The sequence below is a fragment of the Sphingomonas mollis genome (assembly GCF_016427505.1).
Taxonomy (GTDB): Bacteria; Pseudomonadota; Alphaproteobacteria; order Sphingomonadales; family Sphingomonadaceae; genus Sphingomonas; species Sphingomonas mollis.
This window is the reverse complement of the sequence record NZ_JAELXS010000004.1, coordinates 108492-126427: the sequence shown is the minus strand read 5'-3', so window position 1 is coordinate 126427 and position 17936 is coordinate 108492. Positions and strand designations below refer to the sequence as shown.

The 17936-nt window shown below is 65.4% G+C and carries 10 protein-coding genes; 5 read left to right on the top strand and 5 right to left on the bottom strand.

The features are described 5' to 3' along the window. Positions 1-23 precede the first annotated feature (23 nt). From JAO74_RS08460 to JAO74_RS08450, 3 genes are read left to right on the top strand one after another with little or no spacing between them, the layout of a single operon-like run. Positions 24-2240: a WD40/YVTN/BNR-like repeat-containing protein gene (locus JAO74_RS08460; protein WP_233150812.1), complete on the top strand. Its 2217-nt coding sequence runs from the start codon at positions 24-26 to the stop codon at positions 2238-2240. Then, entirely contained in the window at positions 2237-3859 is a 1623-nt protein-coding gene (locus JAO74_RS08455) for a DUF5597 domain-containing protein (RefSeq protein ID WP_199036987.1), read from the top strand. Before JAO74_RS08460 ends, JAO74_RS08455 begins: the two co-directional genes overlap by 4 nt. 23 nt (positions 3860-3882) lie before the next feature. Continuing rightward, a complete protein-coding gene (locus JAO74_RS08450; protein WP_233150811.1) occupies positions 3883-6801 on the top strand; it encodes a glycoside hydrolase family 31 protein in 2919 nt (972 codons plus the stop codon). A gap of 310 nt (positions 6802-7111) precedes the next feature. On the opposite strand, the gene JAO74_RS08445 is transcribed toward JAO74_RS08450, so the two are convergent. The 5 genes from JAO74_RS08445 to JAO74_RS08425 all read right to left on the bottom strand — a co-directional run bounded on the left by JAO74_RS08445 (position 7112) and on the right by JAO74_RS08425 (position 14719). Further along, a complete protein-coding gene (locus JAO74_RS08445; protein WP_199036985.1) occupies positions 7112-8749 on the bottom strand; it encodes an alpha-L-fucosidase in 1638 nt (545 codons plus the stop codon). Positions 8750-8869: 120 nt separating this feature from the next. Next, complete coding sequence (locus JAO74_RS08440) at positions 8870-9967, bottom strand: Gfo/Idh/MocA family protein (protein ID WP_199036983.1); 1098 nt, start codon at positions 9965-9967, stop codon at positions 8870-8872. Positions 9968-10012: 45 nt separating this feature from the next. Then, on the bottom strand, positions 10013-11491 hold the full coding sequence (locus JAO74_RS08435) for a peroxidase family protein (RefSeq protein ID WP_199036981.1): 1479 nt from the start codon (positions 11489-11491) through the stop codon (positions 10013-10015). Positions 11492-11789: 298 nt separating this feature from the next. After that, complete coding sequence (locus JAO74_RS08430) at positions 11790-13148, bottom strand: glycoside hydrolase 5 family protein (protein ID WP_199036979.1); 1359 nt, start codon at positions 13146-13148, stop codon at positions 11790-11792. Positions 13149-13234: 86 nt separating this feature from the next. Beyond that, the gene (locus JAO74_RS08425) at positions 13235-14719 is read right to left on the bottom strand and encodes an MFS transporter (RefSeq protein WP_199037380.1); all 1485 of its coding nucleotides are present in this window, start codon (positions 14717-14719) and stop codon (positions 13235-13237) included. A gap of 75 nt (positions 14720-14794) precedes the next feature. Here JAO74_RS08425 and JAO74_RS08420 point away from each other — a divergent pair, with 75 nt between their 5' ends. Together JAO74_RS08420 and JAO74_RS08415 are read left to right on the top strand one after the other, a co-directional pair. Then, on the top strand, positions 14795-15052 hold the full coding sequence (locus tag JAO74_RS08420; protein ID WP_199036977.1) for a hypothetical protein: 258 nt from the start codon (positions 14795-14797) through the stop codon (positions 15050-15052). Positions 15053-15064: 12 nt separating this feature from the next. Then, the gene (locus JAO74_RS08415) at positions 15065-17926 is read left to right on the top strand and encodes a TonB-dependent receptor (protein WP_199036975.1); all 2862 of its coding nucleotides are present in this window, start codon (positions 15065-15067) and stop codon (positions 17924-17926) included. The last annotated feature ends 10 nt before the right edge of the window (positions 17927-17936 follow it).

Below are 17936 nucleotides of genomic sequence, written 5' to 3'. Positions count from 1 at the left end.
CCGGACGACGAACTGGGAGTGGAATGCGCGCAGGTAAAGGCATCGGTACGGGCATGGCGATGCTGGCGATGGCATTGGCCACGACCGGCGCGCTGGCGGACGTGCCGTATCGCTGGGCCAACGTGACGGTCGGCGGCGGCGGATTCGCCCCCGGCATCGTCTTCAGTCCGATCGAGCGAGACCTCGCCTACCTGCGCACCGACATGGGCGGCGCCTATCGCTGGGATGCCCGCGTTCGTCGGTGGATACCGTTGCAGGACGATCAGGCGATCTCGAACTATATGGGCGTCGAAAGCATCGCGCCCGATCCCGTCGATCCCGCCATCGTCTATATGGCGGTCGGGATGAATGCGAGGGGGCCGGCGGCGATCCTGCGATCGGCGGATCGCGGCGCGCACTGGCGGATCGTACCCGTGCCGTTCGCGATGGGCGGCAACGAGGATGGACGCGGCCTCGGCGAACGGCTGGCGATCGATCCGCACCGTCACGATACATTGTTCTTCGGATCGCGGCACGACGGTCTGTGGCGCAGCGACGATGCCGGCGTGCAGTGGCGCAAGGTCGCGGGCTTTCCGCTGCCGGGCCTCGGGCAACCGCAGCAGCCTCGTGTCACCCATGGTGGCCTGTCGTTCGTCCTGTTCGATCCTACACGGGCAGGCCGCTTGTACGTGGCGAGCGCCGATCCCGGCCCGGCGCATCTGTTCCGGTCGGACGATGGCGGGATGCACTGGGTGTCGGTGGCGGGCGGCCCGCCGGCCGATCTGTTGCCGGCCAAGGCCGTCATCGGCCACGACCATGTCCTGACGATCACCTATGCGAACGGGATCGGCCCGAACGGCATCACGCGCGGCGCCGTCTGGCGGCTCGCCACCGATACCGGCGTGTGGAGCGACGTGACGCCGGAAGTCGCCACCGACGCCCGACCCGGCGGCTACATGGGCGTGGCCATGTCGGCGCAGAACCCGCGCGTGATCGCCGTTTCGACCGTCGATCGGTACAAGCCGGTCGATACCGTCTGGCGGTCGATCGACGGCGGCGCGCATTGGGACGAGCTATGGCGGCGCAGCGTGCGCGACGTCGCCGCGACCCCCTTTCTCGATTTCGACGCCAAGGCGGATTTCGGCCACTGGATCGCCGGCCTCGCGATCGATCCGTTCGATGCGGGCCATGCCGTCTATGTCACCGGCGCGACCGTCTATGCGACGGACGGGTTCGACCGGCCGGGGTCGATGCGCTGGACGCCGTGGACCGCCGGCATCGAACAGACCGCGATCCTGACGCTGATGAGCCCCACCGGCGGCGCGCCGCTGATTTCCGGCTTCGGCGATATCGGCGGGTTCCGGCACGACGACCTCGGTCGCTCGCCCCCGCGCGTCCACCGCGGTCCCTTCCTCACCAACACCAATACGCTCGACTATGCGGGACGCGCGCCCGCCGTCATGGTCCGCAGCGGCAACACCCATGCGCCGGTCGTGCCCGGTGCCTCGCTGGCATGGTCGGACGACGGCGGCAGCAACTGGCGACCGCTGACCACGCCGCCATCGCCCCCGCCCGCCGACGGATCGATGCCGCCGGAACGCACCGGCAGCGCCGCGATCACGGTATCGGCCGATGGCGGCACCTTTCTGGTCGAACTCGACCGGCCGATGCTGACCCGCGATCGCGGCCGCCACTGGATCGCGGTGCAGGGCTTGCCGGCACAGGTGCGCGTGGCGGCGGACAAGGAAGACGCCACCCGCTTCTACGCCCTCGACATCGCCCAGAACCGGTTGCTGCGCAGCGTTGACGGCGGCGCGACCTTCGCGCCCATACCGGCGCAGGGATTGCCCGCCGACCTGTACGGCACCCGTACCCGAGGGCGCGAGACGCCGAACCCGCTGCTCGCGACCCCCGGCCGCGCCGGCGCCTTGTGGCTGAAGGTCGGGCCGGACCTGTATCGATCGACCGACGCCGGCGACCACTGGACCCGGACGACGGGCGAACTGGCGATCGACTTCTACGGTCTCGGCCACAGCGCACCGGACAGCCCATGGCCGGCGCTCTATGCGATCGGGCGCCGGGATGGCATCACCGCCGTCTGGCGCTCGATCGACGGCGGCGCGGCGTGGCAACGGATCAACGACGACCGCCATCAATGGGGTCTGCGATTTCGCGTCATCATCGGCGATCCGCGCCGTTATGGCCGGGTATATATCGGAACGGACGGGCGCGGCATCGTCTATGGAGACGCGGTTCAATGAAGAAGATAATCGGGCTTTGGGCCGTCAGCCTCGCAAGTCTGGCGATGCCGGCGGTCGCGCAACAGGCATCACCGGTGCCGCACATCGAAACGAAGGACGGCCGCCACGCGCTGATCGTCGATGGCGCGCCGTTCCTGGTGCTGGGCGGGCAGGTCAATAATTCCAGCAACTATGCCACATCACTGCCCGCCGTCTGGCCGATGCTCGATCGCATCCACGCCAACACGGTCGAGATCCCGGTCGCATGGCAGCAGGTGGAACCGGTCGAGGGCAGGTTCGACTTCTCGTTCCTCCAGACCCTGCTCGATCAGGCGCGCACCCATGACAAGCGCATCGTCCTGCTCTGGTTCGGCACGTGGAAGAACACGTCGCCCGGCTATATGCCCGCCTGGGCCAAGCTCGACAATCGCCGCTTCCCGCGCATGAAGACGAAGACGGGCGAGGATCACTATGTCCACTCGCCCCACGCCCGCGCCACGCTGGACGCGGACAAGCGCGCGTTCGTGCAGGTGATGACGTATCTGCGCGATCACGATCCGCAGAACACCGTCATCATGGTGCAGCCCGAAAACGAGGTCGGCAGCTATCGCTCGCCGCGCGATTACGGCGTCGCCGCCAACCGCCTGTTCGCACAGAACATCCCCGACGCGCTCGCCCGGCGCGTCGGCAAGCGCGGCACATGGACGCAAGCCTTCGGCGCACAGGCCGATCGCGCGTTCAACACCTGGTACACCGCCGCGTTCGTCAACGAGATCGCGGCGGCGGGCAAGGCGGTGAAGCCGCTGCCGATGTACGTCAACGCCTCGCTCGCCGGCCCCTCCAACGTCCCCGATCCGACCGGGGTGGCGAGCGGCGGCCCGCAGCAGGACGTGCTCGATATCTGGAAGGCGGCGGCCCCCGCGATCGATTTCGCCGCGCCCGACATCTACGATCGCGCCAGCGGCAACGTCGCGCTGTACCTCGAAAAATACGCCCGGCCCGACAATGCGCTGATGGTGCCGGAGATCGGCAACGCGAAGGAATTCGCGCGCTTCCTCTACCCCACGCTCGGCCATGGCGGCATCGGCTTCTCGCCGTTCGGCATGGATGCGACCGGATACTTCAACTATCCGCTCGGCGCCGCGACGCTGGACGACGCGACGCTCGACGTCTTCGCGCTTCCCTACAAGGCACTCTCCTCGATCATGCGCGACTGGGCGCGGATCGCGTTCGAGCGGCCGACCTGGGGGGTCGCCAAGCCCGATGACGGCACCGCGCAATCGACCACGATGGGCGGCTGGACGATCACCGCCAGCTGGGGTGCGTGGCAGTTCGGGCAAAAGGACTGGACGTGGATAAAATCCTCGCCACCGCCATGGGCCGACCAGCCGGTCGGCGGCGTCGCCGTCGCGCAGATGTCGGCCGACGAGTTTCTGGTCGTCGGCGACCACGTTCGCCTAGAATTCGGGACGGCAAAGGGCGGCGCAGCAAACGGCATGGTCGTCAGCGTCGAGGAGGGTGGCTTCGCCGATGGCCGCTGGGTCACGCAGCGCGTGTGGAACGGCGACCAGACCGATTACGGCATCAACCTGATCGACCGGCCGCAGGTGCTGAGGGTCACGATGGGTCGTTACCGCTGAAACGAACGAAGGGCGCCGGTCGCATGATCGATCGGCGCGAACAGGATTGGGGACGGATGCACATGAAGAAACTGATGATCGCCGCGCTGTTGACGGGTAGCGCTATCGCCACCGCCCATGCCGCGGATCGCAAGGGCGGCTTCACGAAGATCGACGGCGGCATCGCGGTCACGCCCGCCGGCGGCCCGGCTGCGCGGGTCGAGGTGACCGTCCATGGCGACGGCATCATCCACGTCGTCGCCGCGCCGGCGACCTCGGTCGGTTTCACGAAGCAGGCCAGCCTGATGGTGCCGCAACCGCCAAAGGCGGATCGCTTCACGGTCGTCGAAACCGCCGGCCATGTCCAGGTGAAGGCCGCGCGCACCACCGCCGATGTCGATCTCGCCACCGGCAAAGTCCGCTTCCTCGACGCCAGCGGCCGCGTCGTGCTGGACGAGGCCGGCACGCCCGCGTTCCGCCCGACGCTGATCGACGGCCGCCAGTATGTCACCGCCACGCAGCAGTTCAATCGCGGCACGGACGAGGGGCTGTACGGTCTCGGCCAGCACCAGAATTCGCAGATGAACTATAATGGCGAGGACGTCGAACTCGCCCAGCACAATATGGACATCGCCGTGCCCTTCGTCGTCTCGACGAAGAATTACGGCATCCTGTGGGATAATGACGGCATCACCCGCTTCGGCAATCCGAAGCCTTATGCGCTGGTCGGGGCCGATGCGATGCGCGTCACCTCGGGCGGCAAGCCCGGCTGGACCGCGCAATATTTCCTCGACGGCAAACCGGTGGTGACGCGTCAGGAAGCGACGATCAACTACCAGCATATCCGCGACCAGGTGAACTGGCCGGAAGCGGCCAAGGCGAAGACGACGGCGGCGACCGGCGGCCAGAACACCGCCGGCAACGCGGTGCAGAAACAGACGGTCATCTGGACCGGCACGGTGACGCCCGACGTCACCGGTGAGCAGAAATTCCAGCTCTACGGCTCCAGCTATTTCAAGGTGTTCGTGGACGGGCGCGAGGTGCTCAATCGCTGGCGGCAGAACTGGAACCCCTGGTACGCCAATTTCACCGCGCCGATGACGAAGGGCAAGCCCGCGACGATCCGCATCGAATGGGAGCCGAACGCCGGCTACATCGCGCTGCTGCACAACGATCCGCTACCCGCCGCCGATCGTCATTCGGTGTGGTTCACCAGCGACGTCGCCCGCGCCGTCAATTACTGGTACGTGCCGGGCCGCGACATGGACGACGTCATCGCCGGTTACCGCCAACTGACGGGCAAGGCGGTCATGATGCCCAAATGGGCCTATGGCTTCTGGCAGTCGCGCCAGCGTTACGACACCTCGAAAGAGATGATCGACGTGGTCGAGAAGTATCGCGGCCTCGGCATCCCGCTCGACAACATCGTCCTCGACTGGCGCTACTGGCGCGACGACGAATGGGGCAGCCACCGCTTCGACCCCGCCCGTTTTTCAGACCCCAAGGCGCTGGTCAGCAAGGTGCATGACCTGAACGCGCACTTCATGATCTCGGTCTGGCCGAAATTCTATCCGACCACCGACAATTACAAGGAATTCGCCGCCAAGGGACTGGCCTATCAGGGCAATCTGAAGATGGGCAATGTCGACTGGGTCGGGCCGGGGTACAAGAACACCTTCTACGATCCTTATTCGGCGGAGGGTCGGTCGATCTTCTGGCGGCAGGTAAAGGATCGGCTCGCGACGCTGGGCATCGATGCCTGGTGGGCGGATGCCAGCGAGCCGGACATGCACTCCAACCTGTCGATCCCCGAACGGATCGAGACGATGGGGCCGACCGCGCGCGGCCCGGCGGCGGAGTATTTCAACAGCTATCCGTTGATGAACGCGACCGCCTTCTACGACGGATGGCGCGGTTATAAGCCAGACGTGCGGCCTTTCATCCTGACCCGTTCCGGGTTCGGCGGGTTGCAGCGGACCGGGGCGGCGATCTGGTCGGGCGACGTCGCCAGCCGCTGGTACGATCTGCGTGCGCAGATTTCGGGTGGCGTCAACGCATCGATGTCGGGCATCCCCAACTGGACGCACGATATCGGCGGCTTCGCGCTGGAGGATCGCTACGCCAGCAAGACGCCGAAGCCCGCCGATCTGGACGAATGGCGTGAGCTGAACCTGCGCTGGTTCCAGTTCGGTGCGTTCAGCCCGCTGTTCCGCAGCCATGGCGAGGCGCCGTACCGCGAGATTTACGAAATCTCGCCCGAAGGATCGCCGATGCGCGCATCGATGGTCTGGTACGACCAGCTTCGCTATCGCCTGATGCCCTACATCTACACCGTCGCCGCCGATACGTGGCACAAGGACGGCAGCATCATGCGCGGCCTCGCGATGGATTGGCCGAACGACGTCCGCGCCCGCGACATCGCCGACGAGTATCTGTTCGGCGACGCGTTCCTCGTCGCCCCCGTCACCGAGTACAAGGCGCGTACCCGTCAGGTGTATCTGCCCGGTACCGGCATGTGGTACGACTTCGGCACCGGCAACGCCTATCGCGGCGGCCAGTCGGTGACGGCGACCGCGCCGTTCGAACGGATGCCGCTGTTCGTCCGCGCCGGCGCGATCGTGCCGATGGGGCCGGTGATGCAATATACCGATCAGCATCCCGATGCGCCGCTGACCGTCGCGGTCTATACCGGCGCCGATGGCCGCTTCTCGCTGTACGAGGATGACGGCACCAGCGAGCAATATCGCCGCGACGCCTTCGCCCGCATCCCGATGCGCTACGACGACGCCACCGGCACGCTGACGCTCGGCGCGCGGGAGGGCAAGGGTTACGACAAGATGCCCGCCACCCGCACCATCCGCGTCCGCTGGGTCTCCGCCGGCCGTCCGGTGACGGACGACGGCGCGGGCGATGCGGAGGTGACGTACACGGGCGCAGAGGTAAATCTCCGCCGCCCCGGCTAGAGGCGTTCTCCCTCTCCCGATGGGAGAGGGAAGGGGCCCGCCCGGCGCAGCCGGGCGGGAAGGGTGAGGGCGACCGATGTCGATCGAGCACGACCCTGATGAAGTCGCCGGGGAGGGGGGAATACGCCTCCTCCCCGGAATTGCCGTGCGGGGTTCGACCACGGCGGATGCGCCATGTCCTACAGCGACGCGCTGGATTATAGCCGCCCCACGACCGCTATTTCTCACCGTCAACGCATCCCTCGCGCGAGCGCGCCCGCGCGTACACGTACGTGAGCGTGACTTTCGGGACTTTCCGCGTCCGGGCGGCCTATCCCGAAATACCCCGACCCTCGATCTTCACGACCGGCACCGTCCCCAGCCCGCGCGGCAAATCCAGACGCAGCGCCGCGCCATCCTGCCGATACGGCACCGTGCCGCCGCCGAGCAACGTCACCCGCTCGATCGCGCCACCGCGCCACCGATCCCAACCCAATGCCGCGATCGCCGCCTCTCCGGCCGGCGGCGCCAGAAACAGCGCGTACAATGCCCCCTTGTTGACCGTGAAGCGCACATCGCGGTCGGTGAAGCCCTTGAACCCGCCCTCGTTCTGCATCCCCGTCGCCAGCACCGTCGGCCCTTCGCCGTAAACCCGCCAGGGCCGCGACCCGAAGATCGCCTCGCCGTTCACCGTCATCCATGCCGCCAGCCCGTCGAGGATCTTCTCCTCCTCGGCATCGATCGTCCCGTCGCCACGCTGCGGCACCGACAGCAGCAGATTGCCGTTCTTCGACACCACATCCGCCAGCCGCTGCAGCACATCGGCCGCACTCTTGTAACTGCGATCGGTAAAGCGCGACCGGTTGTAGAACCAGTCGCCGATGCACGTATCCGTCTGCCACGGCTCGTCCCACAGATGGTCGGAGAAACCGCGCTCGACATCCTGCACCAGCCCGAACCGGGCATAGGGTTTCAATTGCTTGGCGGTCAGCACCACGTCGATCTTGCCGTGCCACTCGATCGACCGGTTGTAGTAATCCGCCGCCGCCTCCAACCCGACCGCGCCGAACGGCAGTTCGTAATCGTCGAAATAGCAGAAATCCGGCTTGTACTTCGCCATCAGGTCCGCCTGCCGCAACAGCCAGTTGGTGGCGTAACGCGGATCGGCGGGCGGGCCATGTTCCATCCATTGCCCGTCATGCTGGTCATGCCACGCATCCATCGCCGCGATGCTGTCGATGCCGTCCGGAGCGACCATATGCCGCCCGGTGTAAAGCTCCTGTGGGTCCAGCCCGTCCCACCATTTGCCGCGCCCGTCCGCTCGGGTCAGCCGATACGCATCGTACCGCTCGCCCTTGCGCGGTCCTTCTGGGTCATAGGCATAGGCCGGCTGGAACCAGTGCCAGGCATGCGCCGCATGGTTGGACACGCCGAAGCGCAGTCCCGCCGCCCGTGCCGTCTTTTCCCAAATGCCCACCACGTCGCGCTTCGGCCCGACGCGCAGCGTGTTCCAGGCATGATGGCTGCTGTCGTAGCAGTCCAGATTGTCGTGATGGCACGCCAGCGACACGAAATACTTCGCCCCTGCCGCCGTGAAGCGCTTCATCAACGCCTCCGGGTCCCATGCCGCCGCCGTCCAGCGGTTCTGGATGTCGATCATGCCGGTATCGGCGGGGTGGCCATATGTCGCCAGATGATGGCGATACATCGGATGCCCCTGCATATACATGAAGCGGCCGTACCAGTCGCCCTGCTCCGGCACCGCCTGCGGACCCCAGTGCGACCAGATTCCGAACTTCGCGTCGCGGAACCAGTCCGGATAGCGATAGTGATGGACCAGCGAGTCCCATGTGGGCCGCACCGGCCCGGTGGCCAGCCCCGCCGCACTTTGCGCCAGCGCCCCCCGCGCCGCCGCCAGTGCTACACCGCCGCCGATCACCGCGCGACGACTGGGCCGATAACCGATCATGCCTGCACCGGGGGAAGGGGGACGCTGTGAGACGATACCGACATGGCACCGGCTATGTCGCAATAACCCGCGTCCAACAATCGCCGATCGCCATCCGATCCGGCGGCACGGACGGGGTCTTCACACCAGCCGGATCGTCCGGCCTTCCCGTGCGGAGCGATAGATCGCCTCGATGATCCGCAGGTCGCGCAACCCCTCCTCGCCGGAGACGATCGGCTCGCTGCCCGTCATGGCGCAGCGGGCGAGATGGTCCAGCTGCCCGGCGAACTGCGTCTTGCCGGGGCCGGGCGGGGGCGTGATCTCGCGCTCCCGGCCATCCTCGCCGGTCCACAGCCGGTTGCCGGTATAGCGCGTCGCCGGTTCCAGTTCGATCCGCCCGCGATCGCCCATCAACAGGATGCGGTTCTGGCCGGCGCTGTACATCGACTGGCAACCGGCCAGCGCGCCGGAGGGGAATTCCAGCGTCCATTCGATCATGTCCTCGACCTCCGCAAAGCGCGGATCGCGGCGATCGGTGGATTCGCGGGCGGTGACGGCGACCGGTTCCTCGCCGGTCATGTACCGTGCGGCCTGCAGGCTATAGACGCCCATATCCATCAGCGATCCACCGCCGGCCATCGCCTTCTTCAGGCGCCACGCCCTGGGATCGCCCTGAACGAAGCCGTGTTCGGACCGGACATAGCGGACCCTGCCGGCCGCGCCGCGCCGCGCCAGCCGCATCGCCGCGCGGTTGAACGGTTCGAAATGGCATCGATACCCGATCATCAACCGGCGGTCGGCGCGCTTGCAGGCGGCGATCATCGCCTCGCATTCGGCGACGGATACGGCCATCGGCTTCTCGCACAACACATGCTTGCCCGCCCGCGCCGCGCGGATCGTGTATTCGGCGTGCATCGCATTGGGCAGGCAGACATAGACGATGTCGACGTCTGGGTTGTCACGGATGCGATCGAAATTCGCATAGGAATAGATCGATCGATCCGGCAGTCCATGTTTGGCCGCGACACGCTTCGCCTTGGCCGCATCGCCGCTGACGACCGCCGCCAGCCGGCTGTGCACGCAATTCGCGAATTGCGGGATGATGACGCCCAGGCCGTACCCGCCCAGACCGACGATCGCATAGCCCATCGGCCGGCCAGGTCCGGCGGCCAGCGCGGCGGGCGGCGTCACCGCCAGCGTCGCCGCGCCGATCAAAACATCGCGTCGTCCCATCTCCATCGCGCCACTCCCGGTGCCCGTCGTCGACAACGCGGAAGTACCGGCTCAGGCGACACCCGCAAAGCGCAGAAGGTCGACGATCGAGAAATTCTCGTGTCGATGAGCCGGATCGATCGTCGGCAGGAACGGCTCCCATTCCGGGTCCTGCGACAGATACGACGTCCGATCCCCCTCGATCAGGCCCAGCATGACCTCCGCCACGATGCGCCCGCCGACGGAGCCGAGCCGTTCGCCACTCGCCTCGGTTTCCGCCTCCTGCAGGATGTAGAACCAGAGTGGCGTGTTATCATCCAGCCCCCAGGGCGCCAGCTTCGCCAGCTTGTCCTTGCCCAGCGGCGTTATCTTCATCGCCTTGGCCACGCGCTGCCCGGATGGCAGCGAGAAAGTCAGGTGGCGAAGCAGGTTGCGTTGCGCCAGCGACGCCGGGTTCGACGTGGCGTTCGGATGCGGCACCACCGTCCCCGGCAGGCGGAACAGCGCGGTCGACAGCGTCGTGTCGATCTTCTTGTTCGGCTTCACCTGGCCGTCGTTGAAGTCGAAGAAGGTCGGCCAGTCGATGAAGCGCCGCGGCGCCCGCACCGATCCGGACAGGTCGTCGGGATCGCCGGCCGGCGTCGCATTCTCGCGGAAGATCATCGCGAAGAACGGCGTGCCACCCGGATTGCCGGTGAAGTTCGCGCGATAGGAGGGGCGTACCTGACTATGCCCGAAGCGGTAGGCGGCGACCGCGAACTCGACCGGGATATAGGGCTCGTTCCGCCATTTATAGAATTTGCGGCCCTTGGTCAGGATATCCGTCACCACCGCGTCGCCGCATGTCTTGGGCAGGAATTCGTGCACCACGATCCACTGATAATGCCAGCGCACGATCCGTTGCGCTTCGGGAAAGACCTCGCCGCCGGTCAGGCCGATTTCCGTGCGGACATAGTCTACCACCGCGTTGTGGAACTTCAGGAAAGCGACCTGCAACTGCGAGATGATGAGGTTCTCGTCGTCGCGCGGATCGCCGATCAGGGCCACATGCTGGCTGTTGCGCGGCACGTCGTGCTTGCCCGGCGTGCCGGTCTCCTCCAGCAGGAACTTGTCGCCATCGCTGCGGTCGTACAGATGCGGGCTACCCCCCGGTCCGGCACCATAGACGTTGTCGAGAGCCAGCGACGGCGTGCGGAAATTGGCGATCTGTTCGGGATCGACCTGACGCTCCAGACTGGATGTCGGATCGAAGGTCATGTCGTGGTCGAGGAACTGGCCGAAAAAGGTCATCCCCGCCGATAGTCTCGGATTGTTGTTGTTGTTCGCCGACAGGTTCAGGTCGACGATCAGGTCCTTGGGATCGGCCGCCAGATTTTCCCGCGCATCCATCGGCCCATTGACCGCACCGATATCCATCAGCGCCTTTCTGATCCGCGGCGTGTCCGAAGCGAACGGAACCAGCTTGCCGAACATCCGACCGAACCGTCCGGAATCATAATAATCCGACACCGGCGGAATGATGTCGCGCGGATAAATACCATGACGAGGCATCGTCCTTCTCCTGATCTGTTTTGTTTTTTCAAACGCTTACAAATACTGCGGCTGATGGAGCCGGCGGAGTGGGCGTACAGTCCGATGACCGGCATGGTTGAGTCGCTCGTCAAGCGTAAACCCATGCGTAATAACTGGCAACGGACCGGTCCTGATCGAACGGATGCCAGCTGTTTATTTTCCGTTGTTGGCTAATATTTTATATGATCGATGAATACCGGGACATTTCTTGTTCAATAGATTTCGTGCGACACGACCATCGGTCGATGGTCGTGTCGCAACCCTCGATCACCGACGGTCAAAGACCCTTCATCACCGCCGCATGCCTGCGGATCACTCCTTGCGTGCCAGCGTCGCTGTCGAACACGCCGTACCATCCCTGCGGCTCATGCGGCGGATCGCCCATATAGCCAAGGTCGCCGCGCTGGAACCGGTGGTCGGCATGCGGCGTCCGCGCCTCGCCGTTCCACGCCCAGAAGTTCGATCCCGCCAGCGGCCCGCCGGCTTTCGCATTCGCCTCGATCGCCGCATAGATCTGGCGATAGAACCGGTCCTTGTAGGCGGTGGTGATCGACGGGTCGAACGCATCGCGCCCGTCGCGCGGATAGCCGAACTCCTCGATCACCAGCGGCTTGCCCAGCGTGTTCGCCATCCGGATATGCGCGTCGATATACCCCGCCACCTTCGCCGCGCCCGCATCATAGGTACCGGCCAGATTGCCGGGGTCCATCCAGCTCCAGTTGTTCGGCCAGATATGCGTCGTCAGGTAATCGATCGACGCCGGCCGATGCGCGGCCAGTACGATATCCTCGCGCTCGATCGATCCCTTCAGCCCCTCCGACCCGGTGGAGACAAGGTGATGCGGATCGAGCGTCTTGATGTAGCGCGCGGTCTCGTCGACCCAGCGATAGAAGTTCGGCAGGTTCGCCGCCGCCACCGCATTCGACCCGCCGGGGCGCGGTTCGTTGGCCAGCTGCCAGGCCATGATCGTCGGGTCGGTGGCATAGGCGACGCCGGTGACGCTGTTCGTCCGCTTCACCACCGCCCGGATGTAATCGCGGTACATCGCCTGTGCCTGTGCGTTGGCGTAGAAGGCGGCGTTCCAGTCCGGAAATTCCGGCCAGGGATGCGTGGGATCGTTCATGTTGATGAACCGGCCGCCGTTCACCCACGACAGATACGTCATCATGCCGCCCGACCATTCCCAGAAATTGGTCAGATAGATCACCGCCGTCATGTCGCGCTTGGCCATCTCGGCCAGCGTCCAGTCGAGGCCCTTCAGCAGGTCGTCGTTATAGGTCGCGCTCCTGCCGCGAAAACCGGGCGTGATCGAGTTCTTCAGTGGCGACAGCTCCGCCGACCCCAGCAGCCGGAGGTTGCGAACGCCCAGCGCCTGCAACCGGTCCAGCTCCCGCGTCAACCGCGCCCGGTCGCCATAGGCCGTCTGCGCCCCCAGCCACGCGCCGTACCAGATGTTCGCTCCGACATAACGATAAGGCGCCCCGTTGCGGCGAAAATGCAGGCCGTCGACGGTCACGAACGTGGACCTTGGTGGCGTTCCGCCCGATCCCGTGCCTCCCGATCCTGTGCCGGTCGTACAGGCGGCCAGCAGGGCGACGCCTGCCAACAGGGTTCCACGCCGGCTGATACTGGTCATTCGTTCATTCCCTCGGGTTCCGCAAAATCACCGATGCCGGTATGCGGTGGGGAAGGGGGCGTAAAGTCGCTAAGTGGGCAGGGCGATCACGCCCGCTTGGGCACGCGCAACATCGCCGCCGCGGCCATCAGCATCACTGCCGCCGCGATCAGCATCGCCCAGATCGCCTGACCCGGAAAGAAGGTGCGGACCACCTCGCCCATCACCGACGACACGATCAGTTGCGGCAACACGATGAAGATGTTGAACAACCCCATATACACGCCCAACTTGTCCTGTGGCAGCGCGCCGGACAGAATCGCATAGGGCATCGTCAGGATCGATGCCCAGGCGATGCCGATCAGCACCATCGATCCGATCAGCACATACTGGTCGCGCACCAGCAGGAACGACGCGAAGCCCGCCGCCCCGCACACCAGACCGATGATATGCGTGTCCCGCCGCCCGATCTTCGCCGCCAGCGACGGCAGCACGAACGCCCAGATCGTCGCCACGCCGTTATACACCGCGAACAGCACACCGACCCAGTTCGCGCCCTGATTATACGCGGCGCTGGCGGTGTCGGTCGTCCCGAACACGTGCTGCGTGACGATCGGCGTCGTGTAGATCCACATGATGAACAGCGCCGACCATGAGAAGAACTGGACGAGCGCCAGTTGCTTCATCGTCGTCGGCATCGTCGTCAGGTCGCCGACGATCTGGCTGAGCACATTGTCGCCGTTCCCCGATCGCACCAGCGCGGCGCTGATGAGCAAAGCGACGCCGAACGCCACCAGCCCGCCGCCCAGCAGGTACATCGGCTTGTCCAGCCCGAACTGCGCCACCGCGGCGATCACGATCGCCCCCATCGCGATCCAGAGCGGTGCCAGTCGCGCGCCGGTGGTTGAGATAGCCGAGCCGCCATGGCTGTGTTCCACGGCATCCGCGTCCTCGAACGCCGCCATCTGCGCCGGCGAATATTCCTCCGTCGTCAGCACCGTCCACAACACCGCGAAGAACAGCGCCAGCGCCCCGATGTAGAAACCATATTGCACCGATGGCGGAATGCCGCCGGCAGGCGCGACATTGGCGACCCGGAACACATCGGTCAGGATGATCGGCGCCAGACTGCCGACCACTGCGCCCGCGCCGATGAAGCCGGTCTGGAACGCATAGCCCGCCGTCCGCTGGCGGCTGCCCAGCATATCGCCGACGAACGCGCGGAACGGCTCCATCGAGATGTTCAGCGATCCGTCGAGCATCCACAACAGCGCCGCCGCCACCCACAGCACGGGCGCATTCGGCATCGCCAGCAGCCCGATCGTCGCCAGCATCGCGCCCGCCAGAAAATACGGCCGACGCCGCCCCAGCCGCCCCCAGGTCCGGTCGCTGTAATGACCAATCACCGGCTGGACGAGCAATCCGGTCAGCGGGGCCGCGATCCACAGAAAGGCCAAGTCATCGACCGAGGTGCCGAGCGACTGGAAGATCCGGCTGACATTCGCATTCTGCAACGCGAAGCCGATCTGGATGCCGAAGAACCCGAACGAGATGTTCCACAGGCCCCAAAAGCCCTGATGCGGCTTCTCCATCGCGGCCCTATGCACGGTCGCCGGTCCTGTCCGTGACGGGGCGCGGGGAAGCGGCGCTAGACGCAGGTTCGATGGATGTCGGCTGACACGGCGCGGTCACGGCGGTTCGATCCTCTCGGTCAGTACCGCCTTGGCGACGGTTTGTCGGGTGCCAGCATCGACCAGGAGACCGCCCGCCGTCAACGCGCCCACGGACATGGATCGTGGCGGATGAGCAACAGCCCCGATGTGGCAGTGTTGAATACGTATGTCGGCTTATTGGCTTTCGCCCCGCCCGATTTCAATGAATTACCAGCAACGACAACCGGCACGAAAGATAGCCGGACCTTTTAGGGGACAAGTGAGATGACCGTGGTCACCCGGCGTTCGGCCGATATCGCGCATGCCGTGTTGAAACGTTCGGTCAGCGGCTCCGCCCTCGCCGCCGCCTTGTTGCTGGCCGGCGCGGCCCAGGCACAAGCGACCAGTTCCAACGATCCGCAGACGATGCAGAGCGCCGCGACGCCTAGCGTGTCGATGCCTGTCCAGTCGGATCCGGCAACGCCCGGCCAGGCCGATCCCGCTGCACCGCCCGTCGTGGAATCGACCCCCGGCGCGAACGATGCGGATACCGATATCGTCGTCACCGGCTTCCGCGCCAGCCTGCGCTCGTCGATCGCGGTAAAGCGCAATCTCGATGTCGTCGCGGAGATCGTCTCGGCCGAGGATATCGGCCGTCTGCCCGACGTGTCGATCGCTGAATCGCTCGCCCGTCTCCCCGGCGTCACCTCGCAGCGCACCGGTGGTCAGGCATCCGCCATCAACATCCGCGGTCTCAGCCAAGACCTCGTCTCCGCGACGCTCAACGGCCGCGAACAGGTCGCCACGTCCGGCAACCGCGTCATCGAATTCGACCAGTATCCGTCCGAACTCGTCAATCAGGCCGCCGTCTACAAAAGCCCGAAGGCGTCGCAGATCGAGGGCGGTGTCGCCGGCAAGGTCGAACTGACGACCGCCCGCCCGCTCACCATCCCCGGTTCGACGCTGGTCAGCGTCAACGTGCGCGGCGTCTATAACGATCGCGCCGGACAGAACCCCGACGCCGACCGCTTCGGCTACCGCGCCAGCGCCTCGATCCAGACCAAGCTGCTCGACGATACGCTGGGCCTCGCGCTCGGCTATGCCCGCTTGCGCCAGGCGAACGTCGCGACCCGCTTCGTCGGTTACGACTACACCGCCACCGGCCAGAACGGCAGCCCGGCGGCCCGCGATCTCGACAACAACGGTCGCCCCGATGCGATCGGATACGGGTTCGAGGCTGTGCAGTCCGGCGGCAACGAAACCCGCGACGGCGTGCTCGGCAGCATCCAGCACGAGCCGACCGATACCTTCCGTGTCCTGATCGACGGCTATTACTCGCGCTTCAAGTCGGACGTGTACCGTCGCGGCATCCGCGTCGAGAATCTGCAATCGTCCAGCAGCAACCTGACCAATGCCACGGTGGTCGGCAACACCATCGTCGGCGGCACCACGTCGGGCATCCGCACCCGCACGATCCAGCAGGACGAGAACCGGCTCGACCGTCTCTACACCGTCGGCGGCAATGTCCAGAAGGACATCGGCCGGCTGACCCTGACCGCCGACGGCTCCTATTCGCGCGCGTCCAGCTTCTTCAACAATTCGGGTCTGGACGACAACGGCAATACAACGACGACCCCGACCACGCTCAGCTACAAGCTCGACGGCCTGAACGTCGGCCAGTTCGCGACCAGCGCTGACTACACCAATCCTGCGGCGAACAATTTAGAGGGCTTCTACATCGTGCCGCAGCGCGATACCGATCGCCTGTACGCGTTCTCGGGCAGCGCCCTGCTCAAGATCGACGGGCCGTTCCTGAAGTCGTTCGATATCGGCGGCCGGTACGGCAACCGCCGCGCGGAACGGACGATCACCAGCTTCAACAGTTTCAGTTTCGCCACCCCGGTCACGCTGACGAATGCCAATTCGACCATCGCCGGTTTCAAGGGCAAGTTCTCGTCCTTCCCCGACTTCCTCGTCGCCGATATCGGCAGCATCTTCGATTCACAGCTCGGCACCGACCGCGTGGTCGATCAGTCGCAGGCCTTCACCCGCGATCAGAGCTTCACGATCGATGAGAAGACCTATGCCGGCTATGCCCAGCTGAACTTCGATACGATCGCCGGATCGCTGCCGTTCAAGGGCAATATCGGCTTGCGCGTCGTCCATACCGATCAATTGTCGTCCTCGACGATCGCCGATGGCAATGGCGGCCGGTACGACAATGGTCGCGGGACGAAGTTCACCGACTGGTTGCCGCAGGCCAACTTCATCCTGTCGCTGACCCCGCAGGATCAGGCCCGCCTGTCGCTTTCTCGCCAGATCTCGCGGCCACGCTTCTTCGATTTCCGCAATTCGATCACCACCAACCTTGTCGGGATCGGCGGCGGCGTCGCGCGGCTCGACGGATCGGGCGGCAACCCGGAGCTGAAGCCGTTCCGCGCCAACCAGTTCGACGCGACGTACGAGCATTATTTCGGCAACAGCGGCTCGCTGGTCCTCGGTGCCTTCTACAAGGATATCGAGAGCTTCGTGATCGGCGGCGTCGTGCCGAATTACGATTTCGCCGCCAACGGCATCACCACGCCGCCGCTGGCCGGCACCGGCTTCAACAGCGTCGTCACCACCGGCAACCTGTTCGCGCCGATCAACGGCGATGGCGGTTACGTCTATGGCTTCGAAGCGGCGGTGACGAAGACATTCGATTTCCTGCCATCGCCGCTCGATGGCCTCGGCGCGGTGCTGAACATCTCGTACAACCAGTCTGATGTCAGCATCACCAACGCGATCAGCGGCAACTCGTTGTCGTTGTCGCTGCCGGGCCTGTCGAAGATCGTGTCGAACCCGACGATCTTCTACGAAAAGAGCGGTTTCTCGACCCGCGTGTCGATGCGCTATCGCTCGAAATTCGTGGCGCCGCAGTTCGGCCTGTCCGAACAGATCGTGACGAACGCCGCCGAAACCGTGTTCGATGCGCAGATGAGCTATGAATTCCCCAACGACGGCCCGCTCGGCGGCCTGACGTTGCTGGCGCAGGCGAACAACTTCACCGACGAGCCGACCCGTTCCTATTTCGGCCAGACCGCGCAGACGGGCACGCTCCAATTCTTCGGGCGGCAATTCTACCTCGGCGCCAGCCTCCGGTTCTAAGCACGAAAAG